Genomic DNA, 26,740 nt, shown 5'->3' with positions numbered 1-26,740 from the left:
TGGGTCAGCGAGTTACTTTCAGTGGCGAGGTTAACCTGATAGGGGAGCCGTAGAGAAATCGAGTCTTAATAGGGCGAGAGTCGCTGGGAGTAGACCCGAAACCGGGCGATCTAGTCATGTGCAGGATGAAGGTTGGGTAACACCAACTGGAGGTCCGAACCGGGTAATGTTGAAAAATTATCGGATGACGTGTGACTAGGAGTGAAAGGCTAATCAAGCTCGGAGATATCTGGTTCTCCCCGAAAGCTATTTAGGTAGCGCCTTGTGGGTTGATTACTGGGGGTAGAGCACTGTTTCGGCTAGGGGGCTGTCATGGCTTACCAAACCGATGCAAACTACGAATACTGGTTAATTGGACCACGGGAGACACACGGCGGGTGCTAACGTCCGTCGTGGAGAGGGAAACAACCCAGACCGCCAGCTAAAGTCCCAAAGTTATGGTTAAGTGGGAAACGATGTGGGAAGGCATAGACAGCCAGGAGGTTGGCTTAGAAGCAGCCATCCTTTAAAGAAAGCGTAATAGCTCACTGGTCGAGTCGGCCTGCGCGGAAGATGTAACGGGGCTAAAACCATACACTGAAGCTGCGGATGTGCATTAGATGCACGTGGTAGGGGAGCGTTCTGTAGGTCTGAGAAGGTGACTTGAGAAGGTTGCTGGAGATATCAGAAGTGCGAATGCTGACATGAGTAACGATAAAGAAGGTGAAAAGCCTTCTCGCCGTAAGTCTAAGGTTTCCTGCACGACGTTAATCGGAGCAGGGTGAGTCGGCCCCTAAGGCGAGGCGGAGACGCGTAGTCGATGGGAACCAGGTTAATATTCCTGGACTTTTTATAAGTGCGAAGGGGGGACGGAGAAGGCTAGGTGAGCCAGGCGATGGTTGTCCTGGTACTTGCATGTAGGCGGGCGAGTCAGGCAAATCCGACTTGCTGCTAACGCTGAGGTGCGGAGTGGTTCAGACACTTTGGTGTGCTGAGAAGTTATTGATGCCAAGCTTCCAGGAAAAGCCTCTAAGCGACAGCTTATAGAGAACCGTACCGCAAACCGACACAGGTAGACGAGTAGAGAATACTAAGGCGCTTGAGAGAACTCGGGTGAAGGAACTAGGCAAAATGGTACCGTAACTTCGGGAGAAGGTACGCCTTTGCTGGTTAGTTGCTTTACGTAATGAAGCTGGCGAAGGCCGCAGAGACCAGGTGGCTGCGACTGTTTATTAAAAACACAGCACTCTGCAAATTCGTAAGAAGACGTATAGGGTGTGACGCCTGCCCGGTGCCGGAAGGTTAATTGATTTGGTTAAGCGCGAGCTGAAGCTGATGATCGAAGCCCCGGTAAACGGCGGCCGTAACTATAACGGTCCTAAGGTAGCGAAATTCCTTGTCGGGTAAGTTCCGACCTGCACGAATGGCGTAACGATGGCCACACTGTCTCCACCCGAGACTCAGTGAAATTGAAATTGCGGTGAAGATGCCGTATACCCGCGGCTAGACGGAAAGACCCCGTGAACCTTTACTACAGCTTTGCACTGGACTTTGACAATGACTGTGTAGGATAGGTGGGAGGCTAAGAAGTATGAACGCTAGTTTGTATGGAGCCGACCTTGAAATACCACCCTGTGATTGTTGAGGTTCTAACTTGGTCCCATGAACTGGGATGAGGACAGTGTATGGTGGGTAGTTTGACTGGGGCGGTCTCCTCCCAAAGAGTAACGGAGGAGCACAAAGGTACCCTCGGTACGGTCGGACATCGTACCAAGAGTGTAAAGGCAAAAGGGTGCTTGACTGCGAGAGCGACGGCTCGAGCAGGTACGAAAGTAGGTCTTAGTGATCCGGTGGTTCTGTATGGAAGGGCCATCGCTCAACGGATAAAAGGTACTCCGGGGATAACAGGCTGATACCGCCCAAGAGTTCATATCGACGGCGGTGTTTGGCACCTCGATGTCGGCTCATCACATCCTGGGGCTGCAGCAGGTCCCAAGGGTATGGCTGTTCGCCATTTAAAGTGGTACGCGAGCTGGGTTTAGAACGTCGTGAGACAGTTCGGTCCCTATCTGCCGTGGGCGTAGGAAAATTGAGAGGAGCTGCTCCTAGTACGAGAGGACCGGAGTGGACAAACCTCTGGTGTACCGGTTGTGACGCCAGTTGCATTGCCGGGTAGCTAAGTTTGGACGGGATAACCGCTGAAAGCATCTAAGCGGGAAGCCTCCCTCGAGATGAGTTTTCCCATGAAGCCCGTTGAAGACGACGACGTTGATAGGCGAGGTGTGGAAGCGTAGTAATACGTGAAGCTAACTCGTACTAATTGGCTGATTGTCTTGACCATATAACCTGAGTTGATTCAGGTTAACGCATGCGTTTGTGTATGCCTCAATCTTTACCACTTGGAAGCGTAAGCTTCCAATACCGTTTTTCCTGGCGACCATAGCCGTTTGGAACCACCTGATACCATCCCGAACTCAGAAGTGAAACGAACGCGCGCCAATGATAGTGTGGGGCTTCCCCATGTGAAAGTAGGTCATCGCCAGGGCTTTTTTCCTAAAGCGGCTAAAGAGCCGCTTTTTTTTTTCAAAAAATTTTATCTTTTTTATCTCAGTTGTTTACCGGTCGCTCATTTTTAATGAGTCCTCTGTTTTTCTTATGATTGAACGGATTGAACATTTTTTAGTCAGTGGAATTTTCATAGCTGTTCTTTAATCGAATATAATGCTGCGCTGAATATTCTAGGTGACTTAATTCCTTAGTTGTTAATGGCCGAATGGCGCGTGCTGGATTGCCAAGGTATAAGTACCCCGTTTTTAATTGTTTGCCAGGAGGTACTAGGCTGCCTGCTGCAATCATGACGTGGTCTTCAATATAGGCGCCGTCAAGAACGATGGTTCCTATTCCAATGAGGCAATAATTGCCAATGCGGCAGCCGTGCAGCACGGCTTGATGCCCCACTGTAACACCTTCTCCCAAAATTAGCGGATGCCCATCTGCTGTATAGGGTCCAGGATGGGTAACATGCAGGGTGGCTCCATCTTGGATATTGCATGAATTTCCAATATGAATGGTGTTGACATCCCCACGGATAACAGCCATGGGCCATATGGATACTTCATCACCGATGGTCACATCACCAATGATCACCGCTTGCGGGTCAATGTAGACCCGTTGCCCGAGTATTGGGTATTTATCTTGATAAGATCGAATTGATTTATTCATAATGATGGCTGTTCTATAGGAATTTTAAGGGTATGCTATACCTTAGGGACTGTAAAACAATAACTTGGACATTTTAACATCTCATCTTATTATGATCTTGACCCGTTCTTCAATAATAAAAAAGCTGCACTATGTATGAATGAGTATGAAAACGAATGAATGTTAGAACGATAGCCAGTTTAATAGGGATGGTATGTCTGGTTGGTTGTGGTCAATCTGATCATGACCAATATCAAGGTTATGTGGAAGGTGAGGCAATTTATCTTGCTTCCCCTTATTCTGGCGTTTTAGTTAAAAAAGTTGTAGAGCGAGGACAACAGGTTAAGAAAGATGAATTGTTATTCAAGCTTGATGAAAATCCGGAAATTTTGATCATTAAGGAAAGACAATCTGAGATAGCTCAAGCTCAAAAAATTTATAAAGATTTGCAAAATCCGAAACGTATCCCTGAAATTGCCGCAATTCATGCAAAAATTTCCCAAGTGGATTCGCAATTGCAACTGGCAGAGTTACGTGTTAATCGCTATCGCACTTTATATGAAAAAGATGCTACGGATAAGGATAATTATGATGAAGCATTGGCGAGATTTAAGGAACTGGAACATTTAAAAGCCCAATATCAATCCGATCTGGAATTAGCCTTATTGGGGAGTAGAGAGGAGCAACTCAATGCCCAAAAAGCAAAAATATCTGCCTTGAACGCTCAATTAAATCAAGCGCAGTGGCGATTGGCACAAAAGCGTGTTGTTGCTCCTGAAAACGGTGTGATTTTGGATACTTATTATCAGCAAGGTGAATTTGTTGGTAGTCAAAAAGCCGTCATGTCTTTACTAGCGCCCAGACATATGCGAATTGAGTTTTTTGTTCCAGTCAAACAATTGGCTAAACTACATCTAGGCCAAGTGATTTCTTTTACCTGTGATGGATGTGATAAAAAAAACAAAGCCGTCATTAACTATATTTCTCCAGAAGCGGAATTTATCCCACCTCTCGTGTATAGTCGTGAAAACAGTGATAAATTGGTTTTTAGAGTAAAGGCCAGTATAGAAAAACCAAATCAATTTAAACCAGGTCAACCTGTCATTGTGTATGGTATTGAAAGTGGCTCGTGAAACGGTCATCGATGTGAGTAAGTTGCGAAAATCATTTGACAATAAAGTCGTGGTTGACGAGGTTGATTTGCAAGTAAAAAAGGGGAAGTATTTGGTTTTCTCGGCCCGAACGGCAGCGGGAAAACGACGACTATTCGTATGCTTTGTGGGTTATTAACCCCAGATTCCGGATCTGGAACCTGCCTGGGATATGATATTACAAAAGAATCGGAAAAAATTAAGGAGCGAGTAGGCTATATGACGCAAAAATTCAGTTTTTATACTGATTTAAGTGTCAAGGAAAATCTGAATTTTATTGCCAGTGTGTATGGGCTGAATAATCGAAAGCAGCGGGTAACTCGCATCATGGAAAGTTTTGAGTTGACGAAACGACAGGATCAGTTGGCAGAGGAATTATCGGGTGGGTGGAAACAGCGAATGGCTTTAGCTGCTTGCATGTTGCATGAACCGGATTTGCTGTTGTTGGACGAACCCACGGCAGGTATTGACCCCATCGCGCGGCGTGATTTTTGGGATAGAATTCACTCATTAAGTGAACAAGGAGTGACAACGCTGATGACGACACACTATATGGATGAGGCGGAGCGATGCACTCGATTGGCTTACATTGCGCACTCAAAATTGTTAATTACCGGTACCGTTGATGAAGTCATCAAGAGCACAAAATTAAAAACATGGGAAATTCGTGGCGACATTACCACAACATTGCTGCAAAAAGCCAAACAAATTGATGGCGTGATTCAGGCAGCATTATTTGGGAGGCATATTCATGTTTGTGGTTTTAATAAAGAAGACATTGAAAATGGTTTGGATTCTTTAAAAAAAGAACACGATATCCGCTGGTATGAAATTGAGTCTACTTTAGAGGATGCTTTTTTAAGCTTAGTCAGGCAATCCTCAGGAGAACGGGATTGAAATTCTGGATGAATTCACGCCTATTGGCAGTGATTATTAAAGAATTTATTCAAATGCGCCGTGATAAAGCAACGTTCGCCATGATCGTCGGTATCCCATTGATTCAACTGATTTTATTTGGTTACGCGATTAATCTTAATCCTCGACATTTGCCTACGGCTATTGTTGGTGATGATCACAGTGACATGAGCCGTCGAATTTTAAAAAGTATGGAAAATTCAACTTATTTCCAATTTATTAATCCATCTTCATCAGAAAGAGAAGCCAATGATTTGTTAAAGACAGGAAAAGTGCAATTTGTGATTAATTTTCCTCCCGACTTTTCCCATGATTTGCTCAAGGGGTTAAAACCTTCGTTGCTATTAGAAGCCGATGCCACGGATCCGGCGGCTACTAGTCGGGCAGTAGAGGTATTTAGTGAATTAGCGCATTTGGCATTAAATGAAGATTTGACAGGGCCTCTTGAATCACTGCGTGCAGGTTCTCCTCCTTATATTCCTTTGGTGCATGCAGTATACAATCCTTTGGCTATTACAGCTTACAATATTGTTCCCGGCTTGCTTGGTGTGGTATTGACCATGACCATGGTGGTGATTACTGCATTGGCCATTACCCGAGAATATGAAAGAGGAACGATGGAAAATTTGCTAGCAACCCCACTTAGGCCGCTTGAGGTCATGATTGGTAAAGTTCTTCCTTATATTATCGTCGGTTATATTCAAATTCTACTGATTTTACTGATGGCCAAGTTTTTATTTAATGTGCCAATGCAAGGGAGCATTTTATTGTTATTAGTCCTGTGCTTGCCCTTTATTGCTGCGAATTTAATGATGGGCTTAACTTTTTCTACGTTGGCAAGCAATCAATTGCAGGCGGTGCAAAGTGCCATGTTTTTCTTTTTACCATCCATTTTATTATCAGGATTCATGTTTCCCTTCCGTGGTATGCCTGAATGGGCGCAATTCTTGGGTAATTTCTTGCCGCTCACACACTTTTTAATCATCGTTCGCGGCATTCTTTTGAAGGGTAATCATTTTGTGGATGTATGGCGTGAAGTGATTCCCATTGTTGGTTTTACGGGAGGGGTGATGTTGATTGGCTTTAAACGCTACCGAAAAACGTTAGACTGAAAATCTATATGATAATGATTAGCGTACGGAGCCCAAATCTCTATCTTTTTCTTTTGCTTCATGAAGAAACGTTAATTCCTCACATGCAACAATTTTCTTGTTTTTAATGGTGAACTGGGCAATGACTTTACCTCGTACTGGATCACCTTCTTTAGTCAGAGCATCAATTAAATGAACCGTTGCGACTTTATCATGTTCAGCAATCATGGATTTAAATTCGATGGATACGGTAGCCACTCGTTTTTTCTGTGCCTGAATATGTTTTATGAAATCTTGATAATCCAGTTCATGGCCATCTACCCATTGCCGATACTCTTTAGAAAAGAAAGCAGCAATCGTTTCCTCATTAACGACGTCATGTTCAAAAATGGCTTTAAATGCTTGTTTTAATAATAATTTGTTTTCTTCAGTCATCATAATCTCTATTATTTATTTTTTTATTGGGCTTGCTATTTTATTACAGGTAATGATGGGTGATAATAGTAAGGGCATGGTGTCTGTATGGGAACCATGCGGCTTTTTTCTGAGTGATCATAGCAAGGTTAGCTACATTTCCCCAGTAAAGATAGCAATTGTACCTTAAAATAAATTCGAGAATTTTATTCTAAGGTATTTCTATTATGATAATAATTATAATCAGCAAGCTCATCGGTTAAATAAACAATAGCATAAGGCTTAAGTTCATTGTTGTTATATTTGCATAAATAAATAGGATAGAGAGAGCTTATGCTTAATGAAGTCATGAGGTTGGCCATTGATGTTAAAAGATAAAATTGTATTGATAACCGGAGCGTCTAGCGGTATTGGCAAGGCATGCGCCAAACAATTTGCTTACGCCGGAGCTAGATTGTTGTTATGTGCTCGTCGTCTGGAGCTTCTTCATGCTTTTGCAGCACAATTACGGGAGGAATATGCTGTTGATGTCCATGTTTTTAAACTGGATGTTTGCCAGCACTCTCAAGTCATGGAGGCTTTGAATGATTTACCTGCTTCTTGGAGAAACATTGACATTTTAATTAATAATGCAGGTTTGGCTTCGGGTCTTGAAGCAGTCCAGCACGCTGATGTTAGCGATTGGGAAAAAATGATTGATACGAATGTCAAAGGGTTATTATACGTCACTCGCGCCGTTCTTCCTCAAATGGTTGAGCGAAACTCTGGACATGTGATTAATATTGGTTCTATTGCGGGTCATCAGGTTTATCCTAAGGGAGCAGTCTATTGCGCTACTAAACATGCGGTTATGGCATTGTCTCAAGGGTTTCGGCAAGATTTATTGGGCACAAAAATCAGAGTGAGCTCTGTTGACCCAGGAGCGGTTGAAACCAATTTCAGCTTGGTGCGCTTTAAAGGGGATAAAGAGCGTGCGACAGCTGTTTATGAAGGAATGGAGCCGCTTTCTCCGGATGATATTGCGGATGCTGTCTTCTATTGTGCAACGCGTCCTGCGCACGTTAATATCAATGAGATTATTATATTACCTACGGATCAGGCGTCGGCAACGATGATATCACGCCATTCAAGTCATAAAAAATAGGATGATAAATGGCATGATTTTTTCTTCCTGCATGTTCTAGACATTTGTGAATATCGAACTAGACTTAATCATTAAATTTTAGGGCGAGGATCATTATGCATTCATCTAACTACGTGTATCATCATGGCGAGCAAGAACTATATGGTTATCTTGCTTACGATGATCAAACGATTAAACCCAGGCCAGCAGTACTCGTTATTCATGACTGGACAGGACGAAATGATTTTGCATGTCAGAAGGCTGAGTTGTTGGCAGAAATGGGGTATGTGGGCTTTGCTGTCGATATGTACGGATTTGGTCGTCAGGGAAAATCTGTGGATGAAAAACAAGCCCTTATGACGCCCTTGATGAATGATCGTCGTTTGTTGCGAGATCGTATTCAAGCCGGGCTGGACGCTGTGGTAACCATGGATGAGGTTGATAATAAGCGCATTGCTGTGATTGGCTTTTGTTTTGGTGGGCTTTGTGCTTTGGATCTGGCACGTAGTGGTGCTGATATTACCGGAGTGATTAGTTTTCATGGATTGCTGAATAAACCGGAAGGGATTTCTCAGCAATCTATAAAAGCCAAAATTCTGGCTTTACATGGATATGATGATCCTATGGTATTGCCTGAACAGATGGCGGCATTCTGCCAGGAAATGACGGAAGCAAACGTTGATTGGCAGGTTCATATGTATGGCCATACCAAACATGCTTTTACCAATCCACAAGCCCATGATGAATCCTTAGGTACGGTTTATAATGCTAAGGCTGAACGTCGTTCCTGGCAGGCAATGACGGATTTCCTTCAGGAAATATTTCAATAAGCTCAGAATTTAAAGAGCGGTCTTTAAGGTCAGGATCTCATGCCAACCGAAAGGAAAATACATCAGCTTGCCGAACAGTTGGGTACGATTTTATTAAAGCGTAATCTACGTTGTGCCGTTGCGGAATCATGTACGGGTGGTAGTTTGGCTGCGGCGATCACGGAGGTGCCTGGGAGTTCCCAATGGTTTGACCGAGCGTTTATTACTTATAGTAATGAAGCCAAAGAACAAATGCTGGCTGTTTCTCATCAGACCATCCGTACTCATGGAGCCGTGAGTGAGGCGACTGCACGAGCCATGGCGTTGGGAGTTATTGCTCATAGCGAGGCGCAAGTCAGTGTCGCAATTACTGGCATCGCAGGTCCGGATGGGGGTAGCAAAGAAAAACCGGTTGGTATGGTATGGCTAGCATGGGCTGGAGATTTTCAACCTATATACAGTGCATGTTATTTTTTTAAAGGCGACAGAACTGCTGTACGTCAACAAGCCGTAGAAGTGGCGTTGCAAGGTTTGATTCAACGATGTGCTCTTCCAAAAGACTTGCCTTATTCCACGAGAAAAGAGCGTTATTTTTTTGCGCTGCGCCCCGATGAGAAAACAGCCTTGGCATTATATAAATGCAGTCAACAAATCACCGCCAAGGTCGCCTGTTCTCCAGTTGCCATGAATCATTTGCATATCACGTTGGCTTATTTAGGCAGTGTCTCTCCTGAGTTTTTAAATGCCGTAAAATCTATGGCCTCTTTAATACACAGTCCACCGTTCACAGTGAAAATCAATGAAGTTGGTTGTTGGTTACCTACCAAGGTTTGTTGGTTAGGTATGGAAGAAAAACCAGCTGAATTGGAACGGTTACTGAATAGTCTTAACCATGGTTTAATCACCGCAGGATTTAAGCCTGATACATCGCTTTATCTTCCGCATGTGACCATCGCTCGCAAGTGGGTACAGCCATTTGCTACACGGTCTATCCCACTCATATCCTGGGTGGTTAAGGATTTTTGCTTATTAAAATCAATGTCTACTTCTGGACCTGTACAATATGATGTGATTGATTGCTGGCCATTAAATCGTAGGGGTAAATAATTTACAGCCAGCATGATACGTTTTGTGCGATTAATCAAGCGATTGTGGGTTAATGCGCAGAATCCGAGCGTCGTTGGCGGCAGGCTGGCCACGACATAAGTATAGCGAATGATTTGGTTTTGCAGAGAATCATTGGAGCGAGTCGTCACATAAAGATATAGGTGATGTGTTTTTGCAAACTGGGGATCAAGCGCCATACCTAAAAGTCCGCCTTCACCAATGGCATATACCTCTGGAATCTTGAGATATTTAGAAAGTGCTGTAAAAAGTATGGGAAAATTGCAAGTTCGACGTCTTATTGTATTGGATAATCGTGATAATAAAAAAATGGTAGGGATTCTTTCATTGGGTGATATTGCTAGAAATACACATGATAAAGCCACTTGTGGACAAGTAGTAAATCGTGTGTCTGAAGATCGTGAACAACACGCCCATTAAAAAATGGTGGCCTCTTTTTCATTGAAACCAATAGGCTTTGATAAGGCTGGAGAGATTTTAAGAAAGTTCTATTGTATAAGGACTTTCAAAATCCTCCTGACTTTTCAGGGCATAGGATAAAAAACTCATCTCTAGGGTATTTTAAGAAAAAATTCAACAAAGCTTGGATTATGAATAAAATCATTTGTATATTAGGGTCTGTTTACATTTTATTTTGCGAAGCGAAAACTTGGGTGATTGAGTGTCACTTTGCAGTTGAGTGAGGCGAATAACAAGCTCTATTTAACGAATTCAAACGTCATGTGGCGCCAATCAGACAAATTTGCAGCCGTGAAATGAAATGTAAACAGACCCTATATATTTTTGTAAAATAAACCTACCGTAATTAACGCTCAATAAAAGGATAAGGTTATGTCAGATAAATTTACCCAAATTACAAGGGATATTAGTACACAGCTAGGAAAAATGCGTAAGGAAATGCCTGAAGTCATGTCGGGTTTTGCTGCTATTTCGCAAGCGGCAAGTAAAGATGGTGTTTTGGATAAGAAAACGAAAGAATTAATTGCTATGGCTCTGGCCGTTGCTAATCATTGCCCCGGTTGTATTGGGTTTCATGCCCACACGTTGGTTAAGCTGCAGACTAGCCGCGAAGAATTACTTGAAACATTGGCGATGGCAATTTACATGGGTGGCGGGCCCTCGCTTATGTATGCTGCCGAAGCTCTGGAAGCTTTTGAAGAATTCAATAAAAATTAGCTAATAATCAATAAATTATTTAATCATCGGTAATCCACTTTGGTGAAGCATGCCACTGGTTTGAGAGTTTACGGATGAGGATTGGTTATACCCTGACTGCATCGCATTGTTTTGGACGCTTCCTGGCTGGCATGGATATTGTTTGCTGACACCTAACAAAGCAACCTGTGAGACGGTCATTTTATTTTTGTCACTTTGCTGGCTTGATAGGGAGCGGTAAGTTTGCTGAATGAGGCTATCAAGCAGCTCAGCTTTAAGTTGAGTTCCTGCAGGTAGACAAAATAATGGTTGTCCTTGAGATTTTGCCGAATCATTGGCCAATATAAGTGTTTCGGCAATGCTTTCACAGGTTAGGGTAAGAATATTTCGGGCGGATCTAGCCCATGCTTGTGATTGTGGATCAGCCTTCATCTCCATTTGTGGAATATTGTTTACAATATTCATATAATGATCGATGGTATCGGCACAGGCACCGGTGGATATTGCTAATAAAAAATAAATAATACGCCTCATGTAATGCTTACCTTAAATCAATTCTTGCTGTCTGGACTCGACATTAGCAAGTTATAATGCTCTGGATTATCTGGACAAATAAGAACTCCACACTCGATAAATGTACTGATTCCATTGGCAAGAATCAAGATGAGAAAACCACCCATCAATAATAGAGTTGGTTTTCCCAAAGGGATGAGCGTGTCGGAAAACCCATGTTCAAGAAGCATAGCAATTGCTATAAGACCTAAAATGATGAAAAATCCTACGGCTGACCAGGTATAGAGGTGGAGATTAAAAAGCAATGGTCCATAACCAGGATCACCAGGAGCCATATGTAAAAATAATTGTCGTAAAGAGATTGCAAACCCCAGGACAGCTGACAAGAGCATCAAACCATAATGGGAGGGTTTAATTCCACATTTAAGATTCATGCAGCAGCATAAGCCAATGCCCACAAACGCAATGCGTTGCAATAGACAAAGAGGACAGGGGATGTCGTGTCGGAACAATTGATCGGCAAATGCGAAGATCAAAATAAAACTTACGATGATAAGTCCTATACGATTACCCACGAGATGTAATTTATGTTGTGTCATCATAATACAGATAAATAAGCTAACAAATGGCTGTGAAAATTAAAACTAAGCATAGTAAGAAACAAACAAAATAAAAACTGTAATTTAATTAATGAGTTAGGTTTAAATATTATTTGAATGCCAATCAGAAAATAAAACAGGAAAATAAGTGCTATCATGCTTAATTAAAATAGGACTAAATTCATCATTATGGCATACAATCGGCTCAAATGAATATGAACTTGTGTCAGTTTTTTAAACGTCTTATCGTTTTCTTTAAAGCGCGCGTTTAATTTCATTCTCACCTCATATGGAATGAGGCGAGATAATGCCAAGGGCAAATGCTAAAAATAAAAAATAAAAAGACAAAGTGATAAACCAATTCTCCACGTTAATGCTTTAACCGTGCGTTTGGATTTGCCCGCATCTTTAACAAGAAAAATAAGACTGCTTGCCAGAGCTGCCAGGATGATTAACATGATAAGAATGATGATGCCTTTAATAAACATTGCTATACTCCTGCTTTTTGAGCGGTCACCCCGACTGAATCACTGCATCATGTAAATTGACATCGATAAAAAATGTTAAGTTTAACCGGTTTTAAAATTCGTTTCACCTTAAATTGGCCTATGGCAATATTGGCATTGTGTGCAATCTTGGTATTTATGCGCTTGGGATATTGGCAATTGGGGCGTGCCCATGAGAAAGAACGGATGCTTAATTTAGAAAGACAATTTGTAAATCAACCCCCTGTAGATTGGACACCCATAAGCGAACTTCCAACCCAATATCAAAAGCTTAGGGTTCATGGGCATTTTCTTCCCCAGGTCGTGCTGTTGGATAATCAACATCATCAACATCAATTTGGATATCATGTTTTTTCACCCATGCAATTATCCAATCATCAAATTATTCTTGTTGATAGAGGTTGGATAGCCGGCGATATGACCCGACAATCTTTGCCTGCCATTCATACTCCGCTTGGAGAGACTGAAATAACAGGAAGTAGTTATTATCCACCGGAAAAAGATTTTTATTGGGGCAGGTTTTGGAAAAAAAACAAGATGAAAAAATGGTCATTGAGTGGATTGATACAAAAATTATTAGTCAGTTTTTGCATAAATCAGTCTATCCATTTATTATTCGCCTTGACAAAAAGGAAGCGAATGGTTTCATTCGTGCATGGGATATTGTTTCCATGCCTCCGCAGCGACATTACGCTTATGCATTTCAGTGGTTTGCCATCGCATTGGTTATTTTTGTCTTGTTTATTTCCTTAAATAGTAAGAAAAGAACATGAAAATTATCTGGCGTCAGTATTTTATTCCAATTTCACTGGTTTTATTGTTTGCCGCTCCTGGTTTTTTTGCTTATGTTTTTTATCAGCATCCTCAATGGTTGGGAGCCACCAAAACCAATAAGGGGAAATGGTTAAAGCCGCCAATATTAATCTCGCGATCTGAAACCGCAGCTAAGTGGCGAATGTTACTTTGGAACCCACAAGGATGTGAGAAACAATGTATGCAACAATTGAATAAATTGGCACGAATTCGATTGGCGTTGGGGCGGCACTTGTATGAAGTTGAATCTGGGTTATTGATAAGCATCGATGCTCCGTCATTATCAGCCGAATTAGCTGATATTTTGCGTGACCAGGATATTCATGTGTTAAAATTAACCGCTGGTGATCTTAAAGTTTTATCTATTTTACCGCGTGTGCCGCAAATATATCTTGAAAGTCCTGATGGATTTTTGGTACTGGCTTACTCAACAGAGGCTAAGCCAGAGGATATTTTTCATGACGTTAAACGTTTATTAAATACAAAAGAGTAACGGATTAATGAAAATAAACATGTTGCGCCGAATAACGACATTGGCAATTATTTTAGCTTTGACAGTAGTCATGTTGGGAGCCTACACCCGACTGACAGATGCTGGCTTAGGATGTCCTGATTGGCCAGGGTGTTATGGCCAAATGGTATTGCCTTCTGGAAAAAGTGAGTTGTCATTCGTACAAAAACAATTTCCTGAGCAACCCTTTGAAAAACGTAAGGCATGGACGGAGATGGTGCATCGTTATGCCGCAGGAACATTGGGTCTGCTAATTTTAATTATATTCTTAAGTTGTTTGTTTACCCGTGCTTTAAAAGCAGTACCCAAAACCGTGCCTTTGGGATTGATGTGTTTGGTGATATTCCAAGCGATGTTAGGGATGTGGACGGTTACTTTAAAATTGCTCCCCGTGGTAGTGATGGCGCATTTGCTTGGCGGGATATTGATTTTTGCTGGTCTTTGTTACTTTGGCTGGCAATTAAGTGATGTCAAAGGACAAAATCTGGCAAATTGGCGTTTTTGGATTATCTTAGGAACTATTATTGTTTTTTTACAAATCGGATTAGGCGGGTGGGTGAGCTCAAATTATGCAGGGATTGCATGCATTGGTTTTCCCAAATGTAATGGCACATGGATTCCAAAACTATATTTTTCGCAGGGCTTCAATTTATTTTTACCGGTAGGGGCTAATTATCAGGGCGGCTTATTAGAATCTCATATTCGAGTCACCATCCAATTTATACATCGTTTGGGGGCCGTTGTGACCGCCGGTTTTGTTCTTTTCCTGTCGGGGTTTATCATTGCTCGGGTTCGTTCAAATTATCTGCGAGCAGTTGCCATGGCAGCCATTATACTTGTGCTGGTGCAATTTTTATTAGGGGTGATGAATGTGATATATTTTCTACCATTATGGGTAGCGGTTGCCCATAATGGCGTTGCTGCATTACTGTTTGTCACCCTGTTTAGCTTGCTGTATTTATCCAAAGGAGGTGTGGCTGATGCACCTCAAGCATAACTCGTGCATGAGCACGACATGGCGAGATTATTTGGAGTTATGCAAACCTCGTGTCGTGGCATTAATGTTACTGACGGTATTGGTCGGCATGTATCTTGCGTCCCCAGGATGGGTTTCATTGACTTTATTAGGAATGTCTCTTATTGGGATTGGGCTATGTGCAGGAAGTGCTGCTGCAATCAACCATTTACTGGATAAACGCATCGATGCCATTATGTCGCGAACTAAAAAGCGGCCAATAGCGCATGGACGAATTTCTGTAAGGCAGGCGTCTTGGTTTGCTCTTGCTATGGGAAGTTTGGGAATTGTTATTTTGATTTTTTTGTCAATACCCTTACGGCATTCCTGACCTTCATTACCTTAATTGGTTATGCCGGTATATATACGGGATATCTCAAGCGTGCCACGCCCCAAAATATTGTCATTGGTGGGTTAGCGGGTGCTGCTCCGCCTTTGCTGGGCTGGACGGCTGTGACCAATCAATTGGATCCACAAGCGCTACTGTTAGTATTAATTATATTTACCTGGACCCCTCCTCACTTTTGGGCGCTGGCTATTTACCGGTTTGAAGATTATCAACATGCGGAAATTCCAATGTTGCCTGTGACGCATGGAATTCAATTTACTAAATTAAATGTATTGTTATATACCATTTTGTTGGTCGTTGTCAGTTTATTACCTTTTATTGTGAGGATGAGTGGCTGGTTTTATCTTACTGGAGTGTTATTGTTAGGGGCCCGTTTTTTATATTGGGCCGTTATTTTATATCGCAGCGATCAGCCGGTTGTGGCCATGCATACATTTAGATTTTCTATTATTTATTTGATGTTGTTATTTTTATTCTTATTGTTGGATCATTATTTGTAAGGGGAACAAATGGCTAATAAAAAAAATGGTGTGGCATTGACGGTGATTGCTTTAGTAGCATTTGTTGCTTTAGTATCAGGCCTGTTTGTTTCACAATATATGCATAAGAAAAAGAAGATTGATGAGAGTCAATTCCACGGTACCTTGCTGAATCACCCAAGAGAAGTCAATTCCTTTGCCTTGACTGGCATTGATGAGCAACCATTTAATAATGCAAAGTTGCAAGGGCAATGGACTATGATGTTTTTCGGCTTTACCAATTGTGGCTATCTTTGTCCAACCACCATGGCGGAACTTGGTAAAATGTATCGTTTGCTGGAGGAAAAAGGCGCAAAAACCTTACCGAAAGTGGTTATGATATCCATTGATCCACAGCGTGATGATCTGGAAAAGCTGGCTCATTATGTTCATGCGTTTAATTCTAATTTTTATGGAGCTCGTGGAGATAAAAGCACCATAAAGGCTATGACACGTGAAATGGGCATTGCTTATGCAAAAGTTGCTCTTAAAGACAACAAAGATTCAGAAAATTATGATATTGAACATACGGGAACGGTTTTGTTGTTTAATCCACAAGGGCAATTAATTGCTTTCTTTACAGTACCTCATCAAGCAGACAGTCTGGCGAATGATTACCTATTGTTGGCGTCCTAATGAAACAAATTGGTTTGGCAGACTCATCCTGTGGAGTTGAGCGGATGATTGATAATTTTTTATAGAATGCTCAGTAAGTACTGTCAAGGTGATCTACACTTTTTATAGGATCTTTAAAGCAGCGCATGCATGGAATGCTAATGCTTGCTGCGGTGCAAAATATATGTATCCGTTTGAATTTATTTAAATTATTTATTATTAGACGGGAATAAATAGTACGGGCTTCCTAGTACCGTTTCCATTTAATTTTGACAGGTTGAGTGTTCTGTTTTTTGTTGAGTTACAAAAAGTTCTATTTTCTGTCATCCTCGCTCTGTTTTTTGTCATCTCCGCGAAGGCTGGGATCCATTCTGAACAGAGCACAGGGCCAGATTAAACAGGTTTCCTGCCTTCGCTGGAATGGCAGATAACCTGTCAAAATTAAATGGAAAAGGTACTAGGATAGGCTTATTAATAACAATTAAGGTTAGTAGTTATGAAAATCGCAATACTGGCGACAAATCCTAATTTATACTCTCATCAGCGTTTAAAAGCAGCTGGCGAAGCTGCAGGTCATGAAATTAAAATAATCAATTTTTTGTATTGCTATATGAATGTGGCGGCTTCAAGTCCGAAAGTTCATTATCGGGGTGGAGAAACATTACCGCATTTTGATGCCGTGATCCCGCGTATTGGCAGTTCCAATACGTTTTATGGCACGGCCGTGTTGCGTCATATGGAAACCATGGGCATGTATACTTTGAATGAATCAATAGCAATTTCGCGTTCAAGGGATAAGTTTCGCTCTTTACAACTGTTGGCGCGTAAAGGCATTCCTATGCCACTGACAAGTTTTGCTCAGTCGCCAGGTGATACAGAAGATTTAATCCGCATGGTTGGTGGTACTCCATTAGTGATTAAACTATTGGAAGGAACTCAAGGGAAAGGCGTGATTCTGGCGGACACCCAGCAATCAGCTATTAGTATCATCAATGCATTTAAAGAAATGCACGTTAATATTTTGCTGCAAGAATTTATTTCCGAATCACACGGTACGGATATACGATGTCTGGTGGTAGGTGATAAGGTGGTTGCTGCTATAAAGCGACAAGCCAAAGAAGGAGAATTTCGCGCAAATGTTCATCAAGGAGGAAAAGCCTATAAGGTTAAATTATCCTCACAGGAGCGTGCGCTTGCAGTTGCTGCAACAAAAACTATGGGCCTTAAAGTAGCTGGAGTTGATATATTAAGGTCTAATCATGGGCCTTTGGTTTTAGAAATCAATTCTTCTCCTGGCCTTGAGGCGATTGAAAAAACCACTCACATTGATATTGCCGGTGAAATCATCCAGTACATTGAAAAACATGCTAAACCCATGGGGATTAACAAGCGTTTTCAAGGATGACAGAAACTTCATAAGCTTTTAATTGTGTTTTTTGTCGCTTTTCCCCAAGAGCCAATCGGTGCTGACTTCCAATTCTTCAGCTAAAAGATCAAGTAAAGGGGCTTCAAGATTCGCATTGCCGTTTAATAGTGCTTCTGCTTTAAATCGGGGGACTTTAATAAGTTTGGCGAGTATTTCTACACGTTCATGACTACGTTGGGGTACACCGATTTCATCGAGCTCTTTATTAAGGCGTTCTGAGAATTGTTTATTACTCATATCAACCTCCTCGAAGAAGTCATCTTGTGCTGGATCAAAAATTATACTGTCTTTCGAATGGGTATAGCATAAAAATCAGGTTTTGCAATTTGCAGGGCATTTGCGAGTATTTTGCTCAATTGTTTATGTTAGTGCTTTTGAAATGTAGTTGGTGAGTCGGGTGATGTTGGTGAGTTAAGTTTGGTTAATGCTAGGATGGCATCAACCCAGTGTTCATCGTCATTCAGGGATGGAATCAGCGTAAGTCGTTCGCCTCCCATTTGATGCCATTGTTCTTTGGCACGGAGGCCAATTTCTTCCAGCGTTTCCAGACAATCAGCAACAAAGGAAGGGCAGACGACTGCCAACCGTTTAATGCCGCGGGCTGCTAGGTCTTCGAGTGTTTTATCTGTGTAGGGTTTTATCCAGGCGGTTTTTCCCAATCTTGATTGAAATGAGGTGGCGTAGCATTGCTGTGTTAGTGATAAGGTGTGGGCCAGTAATGCCGTAGTACGTAAACATTGTGCGCGGTAGCAGCTGTGATTATTGGGAGAAGCTGGATTGCAGGAATGGGAGCAATCCTTTTTACAATCTCCAATGAGTAGATGATTTTCTGGGATGCCATGATAGCTGAAAAGAATGAATTCATGGTGTTTTAAGTGGGGGGCTATGATTGCGGCTTTGGCTTGAATATATCCTGGATGCTGATGAAAATTATGAATAACATGGATTGAGGGAATCCTATTTTGTTCGGAAAGAAGTTGCAATACCTTGGCTATCGTAGAGCCGGTTGCTGCTGATGAGTATTGTGGATAAAGCGGTAATATCGTAATGGTTTCACAGTCTTGTAATTCCATTAATGCCTGCTCTATGGAAGGTTTGCCATATCGCATTCCAAGGGCAATTTTGCAATGTTCATCAACCCGAGATTGTAATTTTCTCAATAAATTTTGACTGTGATGTAGCAAGGGTGAGCCTTCGGAAAGCCAGATTGATTGATAGGCGCGGGCTGATTGTTGTGGCCTGAAAGGAAGTATAAAGCAATAAAGAATGAAGTACCGCATGATGCTTGGCAAATCAATAACTCGTTTGTCGGCAAGAAATTCGCGCAGATATCGCCTGACAGAAGGAGTATCGGGATGATCAGGAGTGCCAAGGTTGATTAATAATAAGCCATTTTTCATGAGGAAGAGACAGTAAAACACCCACGTTCATTGTATCCTAATGTTTTAGGGTTGTGTACCGCGGCATGAATTTATTTTTTGATTATCAAATAACCTAATAATACAGCAGGTACCTGCTGTATTATAGGACTTATCTGGTGGTGATTGGCGCTATTCTGCTTCTGCTGTTTCTGCCAGGGCTGAGACGTTGGTAGCATGCAAGCCACGTTCGCCTCGCTCCAGGTCAAAACTAACGATTTGACCTGCCACTAGGGTTTTATAGCCAACGCCTTGAATGGCGGAAAAGTGAACGAAAATATCATCGCCGCCTCCTTCCGGTACAATAAATCCCCAGCCTTTGGCATTATTAAACCATTTAACTTCGCCTGTAGCCATAATTTCCTCCTTATGCTAAAGCTTATTCATTTTGGCCAGCTCTGATGTTTACTGAGCCAATTGGCAAATCGCATTTCTCCCTAAATGACCATTGCTTGTACCAAACCCAATTTTCTAGGGGTGTATTTCAACATACCGCATAAATGACTTAATGCTCAATAGTTTTTTGTAAAATCAGTGAAAGATAATTTATTAAATGATCAATGAGATAATTATTTAAAATAATTGTACTTTATATGGCTTATTAATAAGCACGTTCTTTCATCAAATGGCATTACGCGAAATCAGAGGCTACTATTATTTTATGTGCATACTTTGTCATGGTCATAAAAAGCGGTAGCTAAATAATTACTTGTTATTAAATATAATTTAATAAATTTCCAGGGGAAGGAAGCGTTATGTATGAGGATGTTTATCAGAAATTTATTGCGGCCATTGATCACGCGGCAATTCCTATTGGAGAACATGAGAAGCAGTTTTTTTCTTTATTGGAAAAGATAGGGGACGCACGCTTTGTATTGATTGGTGAAGCCACGCATGGAACGCATCAGTTCTATCAAGCCCGTATTGAAATCACGAAGCAATTGATTTTGAAAAAAGGTTTTATGGCTGTGGCAATAGAAGGTGATTGGCCTGATGTACATCGTATTCATCGCTTTATACAAGGGCATGAAGGTGAAACAACACAAGAGGATGCTTATGCGTCGCTGGCTGATTTTAAGCGCTTTCCAAAATGGATGTGGCGTAATACAACGATGCCTCCATTTCTTAATTGGCTTCGCCACCATAATGATGCATTACAATCCGTTCATGAGAAAATAGGATTCTATGGATTGGATTTATATAGTCTTAATGCTTCTATGGAGGCAGTCATTAATTATTTAATGCAGGTTGATCCCAATGCTGCCGACCGGGCTCGAGAGCGTTATTCCTGCTTTGATCACATGAATATCGACCCGCAAACGTATGGTTTTTTAATCACTGCGGGGATAAAAAATAATTGTAAACAGAAAGTCATCGAACAATGGTTAGAATTGCAGCATCAAGCGTTTGGATATTTAAAGAGTAATGGCATGGCGGCAGAAGATGACTATTTTTTTGCAACACAAAATGCTCGGGTGGTCAAAGACGCGGAAATATATTATCGCTCCATGTTTGAGGATCGGGTTTCTTCCTGGAATATTCGTGACAAACACATGGCAGAGACGGTTTATACCTTAGCAAATTACTTGGAAAATCGTTATCAAAAACCCGCCAAAATAATTATTTGGGCGCATAATTCTCATATTGGTGATGCGCGTGCTACAGAAATGAAGGAGATGGGGGAAATAAATATTGGGCAATTAATAAGAGAACATTATGATGGCAGTACTTATTCAATCGGTTTTTCCACTTATGATGGACAGGTCACAGCAGCTTCCCACTGGGGAGCGCCTGTTCAATGTAAATCAATTGTTCCAGGCATGGAAGGCAGTTATGAAGCAGTCTTTCATGATGGTAAATACAAAAATTTTATTTTATATCCCCATGAACAAGAATCTCTGGAACATTTTTTAAAAATTCCTCGTTTACAACGCGCCATCGGGGTTATTTATCGACCGGAAACAGAACGTGCGAGTCATTATTTTTTTACGCATTTGCCCACTCAGTTTGATTGCATGATTCATTTTGATAAAACAACAGCCGTCCGGCCTTTAGACATTAATGAAGATTGGAAATAAGAATGTCCAAACACAATTTAGGTGCTTATAAAAAGAACAGAGATTTTAAAAGAACAAACGAGCCGAAAGAGGATAAGGCAGCCTCAACCTGCCGACGTATTTTTGTTATTCAAAAACATGATGCAAGTCATTTGCATTATGATTTTAGGTTGCAAAATGAGGATGTTTTAGTCTCTTGGGCGGTGCCTAAAGGTCTTTCGACGATTCCAAATAAAAAGCATTTAGCGATAAGAACAGAAGATCATCCAGTGGATTATGCACAATTTGAAGGCGTTATACCTAAAGGAGAATATGGAGCAGGAACCGTATTGGTATGGGATATTGGTGATTATGAACCACTGATGGAGGATGGTGAAAAATCAATGAATGAAGCGCTTGTAAAAGGTGCATTGAAAATCAAGTTGCAAGGCAAAAAGTTACAAGGAGGATATGCGCTTGCGCGCATCCGGAAAAAGAAAGATAAAGAACAATGGGTTATTTTCAAATTGGATGATAAGTTTGCTGATGCCAGGCGTAATCCAGTCAGCACGGAACCAGACTCAGTTTTGAGTGGTCGTTCTCTAGAAGAAATTGCCGAAGAAGAACAAGATGATGAATAAAGTCTTGAACGATTTACCTGGAAAAATAAAAGAAAAATTAATTAAAAAATCTCAGGATGATGTTATTTCTCCTATGTTGGCAACACTCACGAAAGACTATTTTTCTAATAAGGATTGGATATATGAACGTAAGCTTGATGGTGAGCGCTGCCTACTGCATAAGCACGGGAAACGAGTCAAAATGTTGTCGCGTAATAATAAGGAACAAAATAATTTTTACCCGGAAATAAGTCAAGCTTTGAAAGAATTTCCAGGAAATTTTATTTTAGATTGTGAATTGGTTACTTTTGATGGAAAAATAACGAGTTTTTCCCGATTGCAGAATCGCATGCACGTTAAAAATCCTTGCGAAAAGTTAATTAGAAAATACCCGGTATTTGCTTATGTATTCGATATTCTCTATCTGGATGGTTACAGCTTGGAAGAATTGCCATTACGCAAGCGCAAGGTTATTCTGAAAACTGTTTTTGCGTTTAAGGGACATTCCATTCGCTACTTACCTCATCGTAATGAACTAGGTGAACAGTATTTGCATGAAGCTTGTTCCAAAGGTTGGGAAGGAGTCATTGCTAAACATGCAAACAGTCAATACGTACGTCAACGTTCAAGACAATGGTTAAAATTTAAATGTGGACATGGACAGGAGTTTGTTATTGGTGGCTATACACAGCCCCAAGGGCAAAGAATTGGGTTCGGAGCATTACTTCTGGGATATTATCAAGATAAACAATTGAAGTATTGCGGGCGTGTAGGTACAGGGTTTGATGATGAGTTTCTCGAGTTTTTACATCATCGCATGACGTCTTTGCAGTCTGACGCATGTCCTTTCACTGATTTTTCAGAATCAAACGACCATATTACTTGGATAGAGCCGAAGTTGGTTGCTGAAGTTGGATTTACCGAGTGGACATCGAATCATAAATTACGTCACCCATATTTTTTGGGGTTAAGGAAGGATAAAGACGCTAAAGAGGTTTGTAGGGAGGATAAATAAGATGACCAATCATTTTTATATTGGTACCTCAGGATGGAGCTTTGAGGATTGGGTTGGTCGATTTTACCCAAACGACATCGCGGCTGCTCATCAACTCCAGTCGAGGACGAATGATGGAAATACATGAGGTTGAAATTTCACATCCAGACAAAATTCTTTTTTCTGAAGACCACTTTTTAAAAAAAGACATTGCTGAGTATTACTGCCGCATTGCTCCTTATATTTTGCCATGGATAGAAGGACGGCCCATCACGTTAAAACGTTATCCTGATGGTATTGAGCACGAGGGGTTTTTTAACAAGCATGTTCCGGATTATTTTCCAGATTTTATCCAACGATTGCAGGTGCCTATGGAAACAGAAGGCGGCTTAAATATGAATATGGTTGGAGTGAATGAAGCCCGGGATTTGGTTTATCTGGCTGGGCAAAACACCATTGAATTACATGTGGCATTGGCAAAAATGCAGGATGTAAAAAAACCGGACCAAATCATTTTTGATCTTGATCCTGCCGATAATGATTTTGAAAAGGTACGTGCAGTGGCTTTGGAATTAAAGGATTTGCTTGATTTTATGGAGGTATCTTCTTTTGTAAAAACATCGGGTTCAAAAGGCGTGCATATTCATGTTCCTATCAAGGTTTGTGGTTCTTTTAAAGAAATTAAAATCATTGCGAGAAAGCTTGCTGAAAAATTGCATGAGCGGTGTTTGGATTTAACCACGTTGGAACAGCGTAAAAAAAACGAGGTCGTAAGGTTTTTATTGATTATTTGCGTAATGATTACGCAATGACTGCCGTTGCCCCATATTCTTTGCGCGCGTTACGACATGCACCAATAGCTACCCCCATTGAATGGGAGGAGTTGGCTGATAAAGCACTTGGTCCACAATCCTATCATTTGAAAAATATTTTCCGGAGATTGGCAAAAAAACAAAATTCATGGAAAAATTTTGCGCAAAAAAGCAAAGACATTCGTTCTTTCACATTATAATCTTTCATGCGATTACAAAAAGTGAGCTAAGCTTATATAAATCAGCATCTATCAGGAAATAGATTTATGAATAAGGATATTTTTCAAGGTGAATGGCAAGAGTTAAAAGGTAAATTAAGACAAGCTTGGGGGAAGTTGACTAATAATGATTTAGAGGAAATCAAAGGAAACCAGCAAGAAATTTATGGCAAGTTACAAAAACATTACGGTTATACAAAAGAGGAAGCTAAAAAAGCGGTCCAGGATTTTCTCAGTTTTTACCGAGATTAGGAATTGAGGAGTTAAACCTTTCTTCTCCATGCGCTGTTTTTTTAAAAGGATTTAACCATGGCTCAAGGAAATCGCAAGCCAATCATTGTTATCACCGGATCTTCAGGAAACATAGGCACGTCATTAAAAGAGGCACTGCAGGATGAGTTTCAAATCATTGGGTTTGATCGAGATGATGCCACCTGTGATATTGCTTTTGATATTACTTCTGATTCTTCCGTTGCTTTGGCATTTAAATTATTAAAAGAACAGTATGGTGTAAAGATTAAAGCAGTGATCCACCTTGCTGCTTATTTTGATTTTAGCGGGGAAGACTCTCCTCTTTATGAAGAAGTTAACGTTAAGGGAACAAAACGACTGTTGAAAGCACTGCAGCATTTTGAAGTGGGTCGATTCATATATTCTGGTACGATGTTAGTGCATAAACCGTGTGAACCGGGCGAGATAATCAATGAAGATACGCCTCTTGCTCCTAAATGGATTTATCCAGAATCCAAAGTTCGCTCGGAAGAAATGATTAAAAAATATCATGGTAAAATGCCTTATCTCATCCTGAGGCTTGCAGGATTATATAATGAATTTACCTGTATTCCGACGCTTGCAAATCAGATTGCACGAGTTTATGAGCGAGGTATAAAAAGTCATTTGTATGCGGGAAATCGCAAAGCAGGGCAATCTTTTATTCATCAAGATGATTTGGTTGCATTATTTAAAAAAGCAATTCAACACCAAGATGAGCTCGATGAAAAAGAGATTATTCTTGCCGGCGAGCCAGAAACCGTTAGCTATGAAACATTACAAACACAAATTACGGATTTGATTCACGGCGAAGAAGCTCAATTATATAATATTCCGCCATCCATTGCTAAAGCGGGTGCCTGGATAGAAGAACAATCAGAACCAGTCATTCCTGATGATTTTGATCAAGGTGAAAAACCATTTATTCGCCCGTTCATGATTGATAGAGCATCGGATCATTATGCGTTGGACATTCGTAAAGCACGAGAAAAGCTTGGGTGGGAGCCTCAACATTCAATTAAAAACACACTGCCTAAGATAATAAATCATTTAAAGCATGATCCTAAACGCTGGTATAAAGAAAATGGCTTGACTGCGCCAGATTGGATGCAGGCATTGGGAAAAAAACGACTTGAGACAATACGCACGCGTTATGAGACTGAATTTAGGCAGCAACATCAGCAAAATCTATGGGCGCATTTTTTAAATATTGGCATGGGGTTTTGGCTGATGACTTCCCCTGTTATGTTTAACTATGAATCTTCTCCCCTCGTCGTTAGTGATGTGATCAGTGGTGCAGTATTGGTTTTTTTAGCATTTGCCTGTTTATCCTGGCGATTTGCAAGTATTCGCTGGGTTTGTGCGCTGGTTGGATTATGGGTAATTTTTGCTCCTCTTGTCTTTTGGGCTCCTACGGCGGCAATTTATCTGAATGATACGCTTGTTGGCTCACTGGTGATTGGTTTTTCGGTGCTCGTGCGGCCAGATGTTGGCGTTGCTCCCCATGCAGCGTTGACTGGCCCTGTTATTCCTCCTGGGTGGGATTATTCTCCTTCAAGCTGGTTTCAACGACTGCCTATTATTATCCTTGCTTTTATTGGGTTATTTATTTCTCACTATCTGACTGCTTATCAACTGGGATATATTGACCAGGTATGGGAACCTTTTTTTCCGGGAAATTTACAGGACCCCAAAAATGGAACGGAAGAAATCATTACTTCCTATGTATCCGCAGCTTGGCCAGTATCCGATGCTGGCCTTGGGACCGTGGTTTATCTTTTGGAAATCCTGACTGGTATTATTGGGGGGGCGAATCGCTGGCGTACCATGCCGTGGCTAGTTTTATTATTTGGTATCATGATTGTTCCTCTGGGGGCGGTATCGATAACGTTTATTATCATTCAACCAATCTTATTGGATACTTGGTGTACCTTGTGTTTAATGGCGGCCGTTGCCATGTTGATTCAAGTTCCCTATTCATTTGATGAACTGATCGCAACAGGGGTATTTTTATGGCGACGCTGGAAGGCTGGGAGACCATTGTTCCGTATTCTTTTTGTCGGTGATACGGATGAAGCATATAGGAAAAAAAGAGAATACGATGATTTTGAACAATCCCCAGGAACCATCATCAGAGAAATGCTCAATGGTGGTATTACATTACCTTGGAATTTGTTAGGGTGTATCGCCATTGGTGTATGGTTAATGTGTACGCGGTTGACTCTGGACGCATCAGGAGGGATGGCTAACGCCGATCATTTGTTGGGTTCCTTAATTATTACAGTTACTGTAACAGCGTTGGCGGAGGCCGTGCGGGTATTGCGTTTTATTAATTTAGCGTTTGCATTGACATTATTCATAACGCCATTTGTCTATGACGCTGGCTTGGCCGCAACATTGGCCAGTATTATTTGTGCGGTATTGCTTTTTATATTGACCATACCTCGTGGCAAAATTATTTCATCGTATGGTCAATGGGATAAAATGATCGTCTAAGAGCTTGTTAACAAATTCTACTAAAAATGAACACTAACCGTCATTTCC

The 26,740-nt window shown here is 41.2% G+C and carries 28 protein-coding genes, 2 rRNA genes and 3 pseudogenes (1 of these 33 only partly in view); 24 read left to right on the top strand and 9 right to left on the bottom strand.

All coding sequences use genetic code 11. The features are described from left to right. Positions 1-2,320: ribosomal RNA gene (locus LOA_RS10925) — 23S ribosomal RNA — on the top strand (it extends 580 nt beyond the left edge of the window). 88 nt (positions 2,321-2,408) lie between these two features. Next, positions 2,409-2,524 (top strand): 5S ribosomal RNA (gene rrf / locus LOA_RS10920). Positions 2,525-2,658: 134 nt separating this feature from the next. Here rrf and LOA_RS10915 read toward each other — a convergent pair. Then, positions 2,659-3,201, bottom strand: a complete 543-nt coding sequence (locus LOA_RS10915; protein WP_025386372.1) for a gamma carbonic anhydrase family protein — start codon at positions 3,199-3,201, stop codon at positions 2,659-2,661. A gap of 155 nt (positions 3,202-3,356) precedes the next feature. On the opposite strand from LOA_RS10915, the gene LOA_RS10910 reads away from it, so the two are divergent. Genes LOA_RS10910 through LOA_RS10900 form a run of 4 tightly spaced genes read left to right on the top strand, consistent with a single transcriptional unit; the run spans position 3,357 to position 6,358 of the window. Beyond that, on the top strand, positions 3,357-4,313 hold the full coding sequence (locus LOA_RS10910; RefSeq protein WP_025386371.1) for an HlyD family secretion protein: 957 nt from the start codon (positions 3,357-3,359) through the stop codon (positions 4,311-4,313). Further along, entirely contained in the window at positions 4,303-4,470 is a 168-nt protein-coding gene (locus LOA_RS15510) for a P-loop NTPase family protein (protein WP_238551237.1), read from the top strand. The genes LOA_RS10910 and LOA_RS15510 overlap by 11 nt, the downstream gene beginning before the upstream one ends. Then, entirely contained in the window at positions 4,446-5,228 is a 783-nt protein-coding gene (locus tag LOA_RS10905; protein WP_238551379.1) for an ABC transporter ATP-binding protein, read from the top strand. The genes LOA_RS15510 and LOA_RS10905 overlap by 25 nt, the downstream gene beginning before the upstream one ends. A gap of 8 nt (positions 5,229-5,236) precedes the next feature. Beyond that, positions 5,237-6,358 carry an ABC transporter permease gene (locus LOA_RS10900; protein WP_035895431.1) on the top strand — a complete coding sequence of 374 codons (1,122 nt, stop codon included), beginning with the start codon at positions 5,237-5,239 and terminating at the stop codon, positions 6,356-6,358. Positions 6,359-6,376: 18 nt separating this feature from the next. Here the strand turns inward: LOA_RS10900 and LOA_RS10895 are convergent, their stop codons facing one another. Beyond that, a complete protein-coding gene (locus LOA_RS10895) occupies positions 6,377-6,775 on the bottom strand; it encodes a nuclear transport factor 2 family protein (RefSeq protein ID WP_025386369.1) in 399 nt (132 codons plus the stop codon). Between the two features lie 340 nt (positions 6,776-7,115). On the opposite strand from LOA_RS10895, the gene LOA_RS10890 reads away from it, so the two are divergent. The 5 genes from LOA_RS10890 (at position 7,116) to LOA_RS10870 (ending at position 10,984) form a co-directional block, all read left to right on the top strand. Beyond that, positions 7,116-7,895 carry an SDR family oxidoreductase gene (locus tag LOA_RS10890; RefSeq protein WP_035895426.1) on the top strand — a complete coding sequence of 260 codons (780 nt, stop codon included), beginning with the start codon at positions 7,116-7,118 and terminating at the stop codon, positions 7,893-7,895. A gap of 95 nt (positions 7,896-7,990) precedes the next feature. Then, positions 7,991-8,704 (top strand): dienelactone hydrolase family protein, encoded by a 714-nt coding sequence (locus LOA_RS10885; protein ID WP_025386367.1) that lies wholly within the window; start codon positions 7,991-7,993, stop codon positions 8,702-8,704. A gap of 39 nt (positions 8,705-8,743) precedes the next feature. Continuing rightward, the gene (gene thpR / locus LOA_RS14240) at positions 8,744-9,790 is read left to right on the top strand and encodes an RNA 2',3'-cyclic phosphodiesterase (RefSeq protein WP_025386366.1); all 1,047 of its coding nucleotides are present in this window, start codon (positions 8,744-8,746) and stop codon (positions 9,788-9,790) included. 240 nt (positions 9,791-10,030) lie between these two features. Then, positions 10,031-10,228, top strand: coding sequence for a CBS domain-containing protein (locus LOA_RS14935; protein WP_202814057.1), 198 nt, complete (start codon positions 10,031-10,033; stop codon positions 10,226-10,228). Between the two features lie 411 nt (positions 10,229-10,639). After that, a complete protein-coding gene (locus tag LOA_RS10870) occupies positions 10,640-10,984 on the top strand; it encodes a carboxymuconolactone decarboxylase family protein (RefSeq protein ID WP_025386364.1) in 345 nt (114 codons plus the stop codon). Positions 10,985-10,999: 15 nt separating this feature from the next. Here LOA_RS10870 and LOA_RS10865 read toward each other — a convergent pair whose 3' ends face one another. From LOA_RS10865 to LOA_RS14235, 4 genes are all read right to left on the bottom strand, one after another. Beyond that, positions 11,000-11,497, bottom strand: a complete 498-nt coding sequence (locus tag LOA_RS10865) for a hypothetical protein (RefSeq protein ID WP_025386363.1) — start codon at positions 11,495-11,497, stop codon at positions 11,000-11,002. A 17-nt stretch (positions 11,498-11,514) separates the two neighbouring features. Then, positions 11,515-12,078: a disulfide bond formation protein B gene (locus LOA_RS10860; protein WP_025386362.1), complete on the bottom strand. Its 564-nt coding sequence runs from the start codon at positions 12,076-12,078 to the stop codon at positions 11,515-11,517. Next, positions 12,075-12,233, bottom strand: coding sequence for a DUF5993 family protein (locus LOA_RS16285; RefSeq protein ID WP_420324039.1), 159 nt, complete (start codon positions 12,231-12,233; stop codon positions 12,075-12,077). The genes LOA_RS10860 and LOA_RS16285 overlap by 4 nt, the downstream gene beginning before the upstream one ends. Before the next feature lie 165 nt (positions 12,234-12,398). Then, positions 12,399-12,563: a twin transmembrane helix small protein gene (locus LOA_RS14235; protein WP_042238947.1), complete on the bottom strand. Its 165-nt coding sequence runs from the start codon at positions 12,561-12,563 to the stop codon at positions 12,399-12,401. A 72-nt stretch (positions 12,564-12,635) separates the two neighbouring features. Between LOA_RS14235 and LOA_RS15925 the strand changes: the two are divergent. The 7 genes and pseudogenes from LOA_RS15925 to rimK all read left to right on the top strand — a co-directional run. Next, a pseudogene (locus LOA_RS15925) lies at positions 12,636-13,007 on the top strand (SURF1 family protein); the annotation flags it as partial. A gap of 119 nt (positions 13,008-13,126) precedes the next feature. Beyond that, positions 13,127-13,354 (top strand): SURF1 family cytochrome oxidase biogenesis protein, encoded by a 228-nt coding sequence (locus tag LOA_RS15920; RefSeq protein WP_274544559.1) that lies wholly within the window; start codon positions 13,127-13,129, stop codon positions 13,352-13,354. After that, entirely contained in the window at positions 13,351-13,887 is a 537-nt protein-coding gene (locus LOA_RS10845) for a hypothetical protein (RefSeq protein WP_035895419.1), read from the top strand. The genes LOA_RS15920 and LOA_RS10845 overlap by 4 nt, the downstream gene beginning before the upstream one ends. A 7-nt stretch (positions 13,888-13,894) precedes the next feature. Beyond that, positions 13,895-14,902 carry a COX15/CtaA family protein gene (locus LOA_RS10840; protein WP_025386361.1) on the top strand — a complete coding sequence of 336 codons (1,008 nt, stop codon included), beginning with the start codon at positions 13,895-13,897 and terminating at the stop codon, positions 14,900-14,902. Further along, positions 14,886-15,769 (top strand): annotated as a pseudogene (cyoE, locus tag LOA_RS10835) (heme o synthase). The gene LOA_RS10840 and the pseudogene cyoE overlap by 17 nt, the downstream one beginning before the upstream one ends. A gap of 9 nt (positions 15,770-15,778) precedes the next feature. After that, the gene (locus LOA_RS10830; protein WP_025386360.1) at positions 15,779-16,423 is read left to right on the top strand and encodes an SCO family protein; all 645 of its coding nucleotides are present in this window, start codon (positions 15,779-15,781) and stop codon (positions 16,421-16,423) included. 475 nt (positions 16,424-16,898) lie between these two features. Then, positions 16,899-17,807 carry a 30S ribosomal protein S6--L-glutamate ligase gene (gene rimK / locus LOA_RS10825; RefSeq protein WP_025386359.1) on the top strand — a complete coding sequence of 303 codons (909 nt, stop codon included), beginning with the start codon at positions 16,899-16,901 and terminating at the stop codon, positions 17,805-17,807. An 18-nt stretch (positions 17,808-17,825) separates the two neighbouring features. On the opposite strand, the gene LOA_RS10820 is transcribed toward rimK, so the two are convergent. The 3 genes from LOA_RS10820 to LOA_RS10810 all read right to left on the bottom strand — a co-directional run bounded on the left by LOA_RS10820 (position 17,826) and on the right by LOA_RS10810 (position 19,603). Continuing rightward, positions 17,826-18,065 (bottom strand): hypothetical protein, encoded by a 240-nt coding sequence (locus LOA_RS10820; protein ID WP_025386358.1) that lies wholly within the window; start codon positions 18,063-18,065, stop codon positions 17,826-17,828. 128 nt (positions 18,066-18,193) lie between these two features. After that, the gene (gene hemH, locus LOA_RS10815; RefSeq protein ID WP_025386357.1) at positions 18,194-19,228 is read right to left on the bottom strand and encodes a ferrochelatase; all 1,035 of its coding nucleotides are present in this window, start codon (positions 19,226-19,228) and stop codon (positions 18,194-18,196) included. Positions 19,229-19,378: 150 nt separating this feature from the next. After that, complete coding sequence (locus tag LOA_RS10810; protein WP_025386356.1) at positions 19,379-19,603, bottom strand: cold-shock protein; 225 nt, start codon at positions 19,601-19,603, stop codon at positions 19,379-19,381. Positions 19,604-20,001: 398 nt separating this feature from the next. On the opposite strand from LOA_RS10810, the gene LOA_RS10805 reads away from it, so the two are divergent. The 6 genes and pseudogenes from LOA_RS10805 (at position 20,002) to LOA_RS10780 (ending at position 26,692) form a co-directional block, all read left to right on the top strand. Continuing rightward, complete coding sequence (locus tag LOA_RS10805; protein WP_025386355.1) at positions 20,002-21,324, top strand: erythromycin esterase family protein; 1,323 nt, start codon at positions 20,002-20,004, stop codon at positions 21,322-21,324. A 2-nt stretch (positions 21,325-21,326) separates the two neighbouring features. Next, the gene (locus LOA_RS10800) at positions 21,327-21,923 is read left to right on the top strand and encodes a DNA polymerase ligase N-terminal domain-containing protein (protein ID WP_025386354.1); all 597 of its coding nucleotides are present in this window, start codon (positions 21,327-21,329) and stop codon (positions 21,921-21,923) included. After that, positions 21,913-22,917, top strand: coding sequence for a non-homologous end-joining DNA ligase (gene ligD, locus LOA_RS10795; protein WP_202814053.1), 1,005 nt, complete (start codon positions 21,913-21,915; stop codon positions 22,915-22,917). Before LOA_RS10800 ends, ligD (LOA_RS10795) begins: the two co-directional genes overlap by 11 nt. 110 nt (positions 22,918-23,027) lie before the next feature. After that, positions 23,028-23,908: pseudogene (gene ligD / locus LOA_RS10790) on the top strand (non-homologous end-joining DNA ligase). A 66-nt stretch (positions 23,909-23,974) separates the two neighbouring features. Beyond that, the gene (locus tag LOA_RS10785) at positions 23,975-24,178 is read left to right on the top strand and encodes a CsbD family protein (protein ID WP_025386352.1); all 204 of its coding nucleotides are present in this window, start codon (positions 23,975-23,977) and stop codon (positions 24,176-24,178) included. 57 nt (positions 24,179-24,235) lie between these two features. Beyond that, entirely contained in the window at positions 24,236-26,692 is a 2,457-nt protein-coding gene (locus tag LOA_RS10780) for an NAD-dependent epimerase/dehydratase family protein (RefSeq protein WP_025386351.1), read from the top strand. The last annotated feature ends 48 nt before the right edge of the window (positions 26,693-26,740 follow it).

It is taken from the genome of Legionella oakridgensis ATCC 33761 = DSM 21215 (assembly GCF_000512355.1).
GTDB classification, from domain to species: domain Bacteria; phylum Pseudomonadota; class Gammaproteobacteria; order Legionellales; family Legionellaceae; genus Legionella_A; species Legionella_A oakridgensis.
The sequence above is the reverse complement of the archived record's forward strand: the minus strand, read 5'-3'. Positions and strand labels throughout refer to the sequence as shown.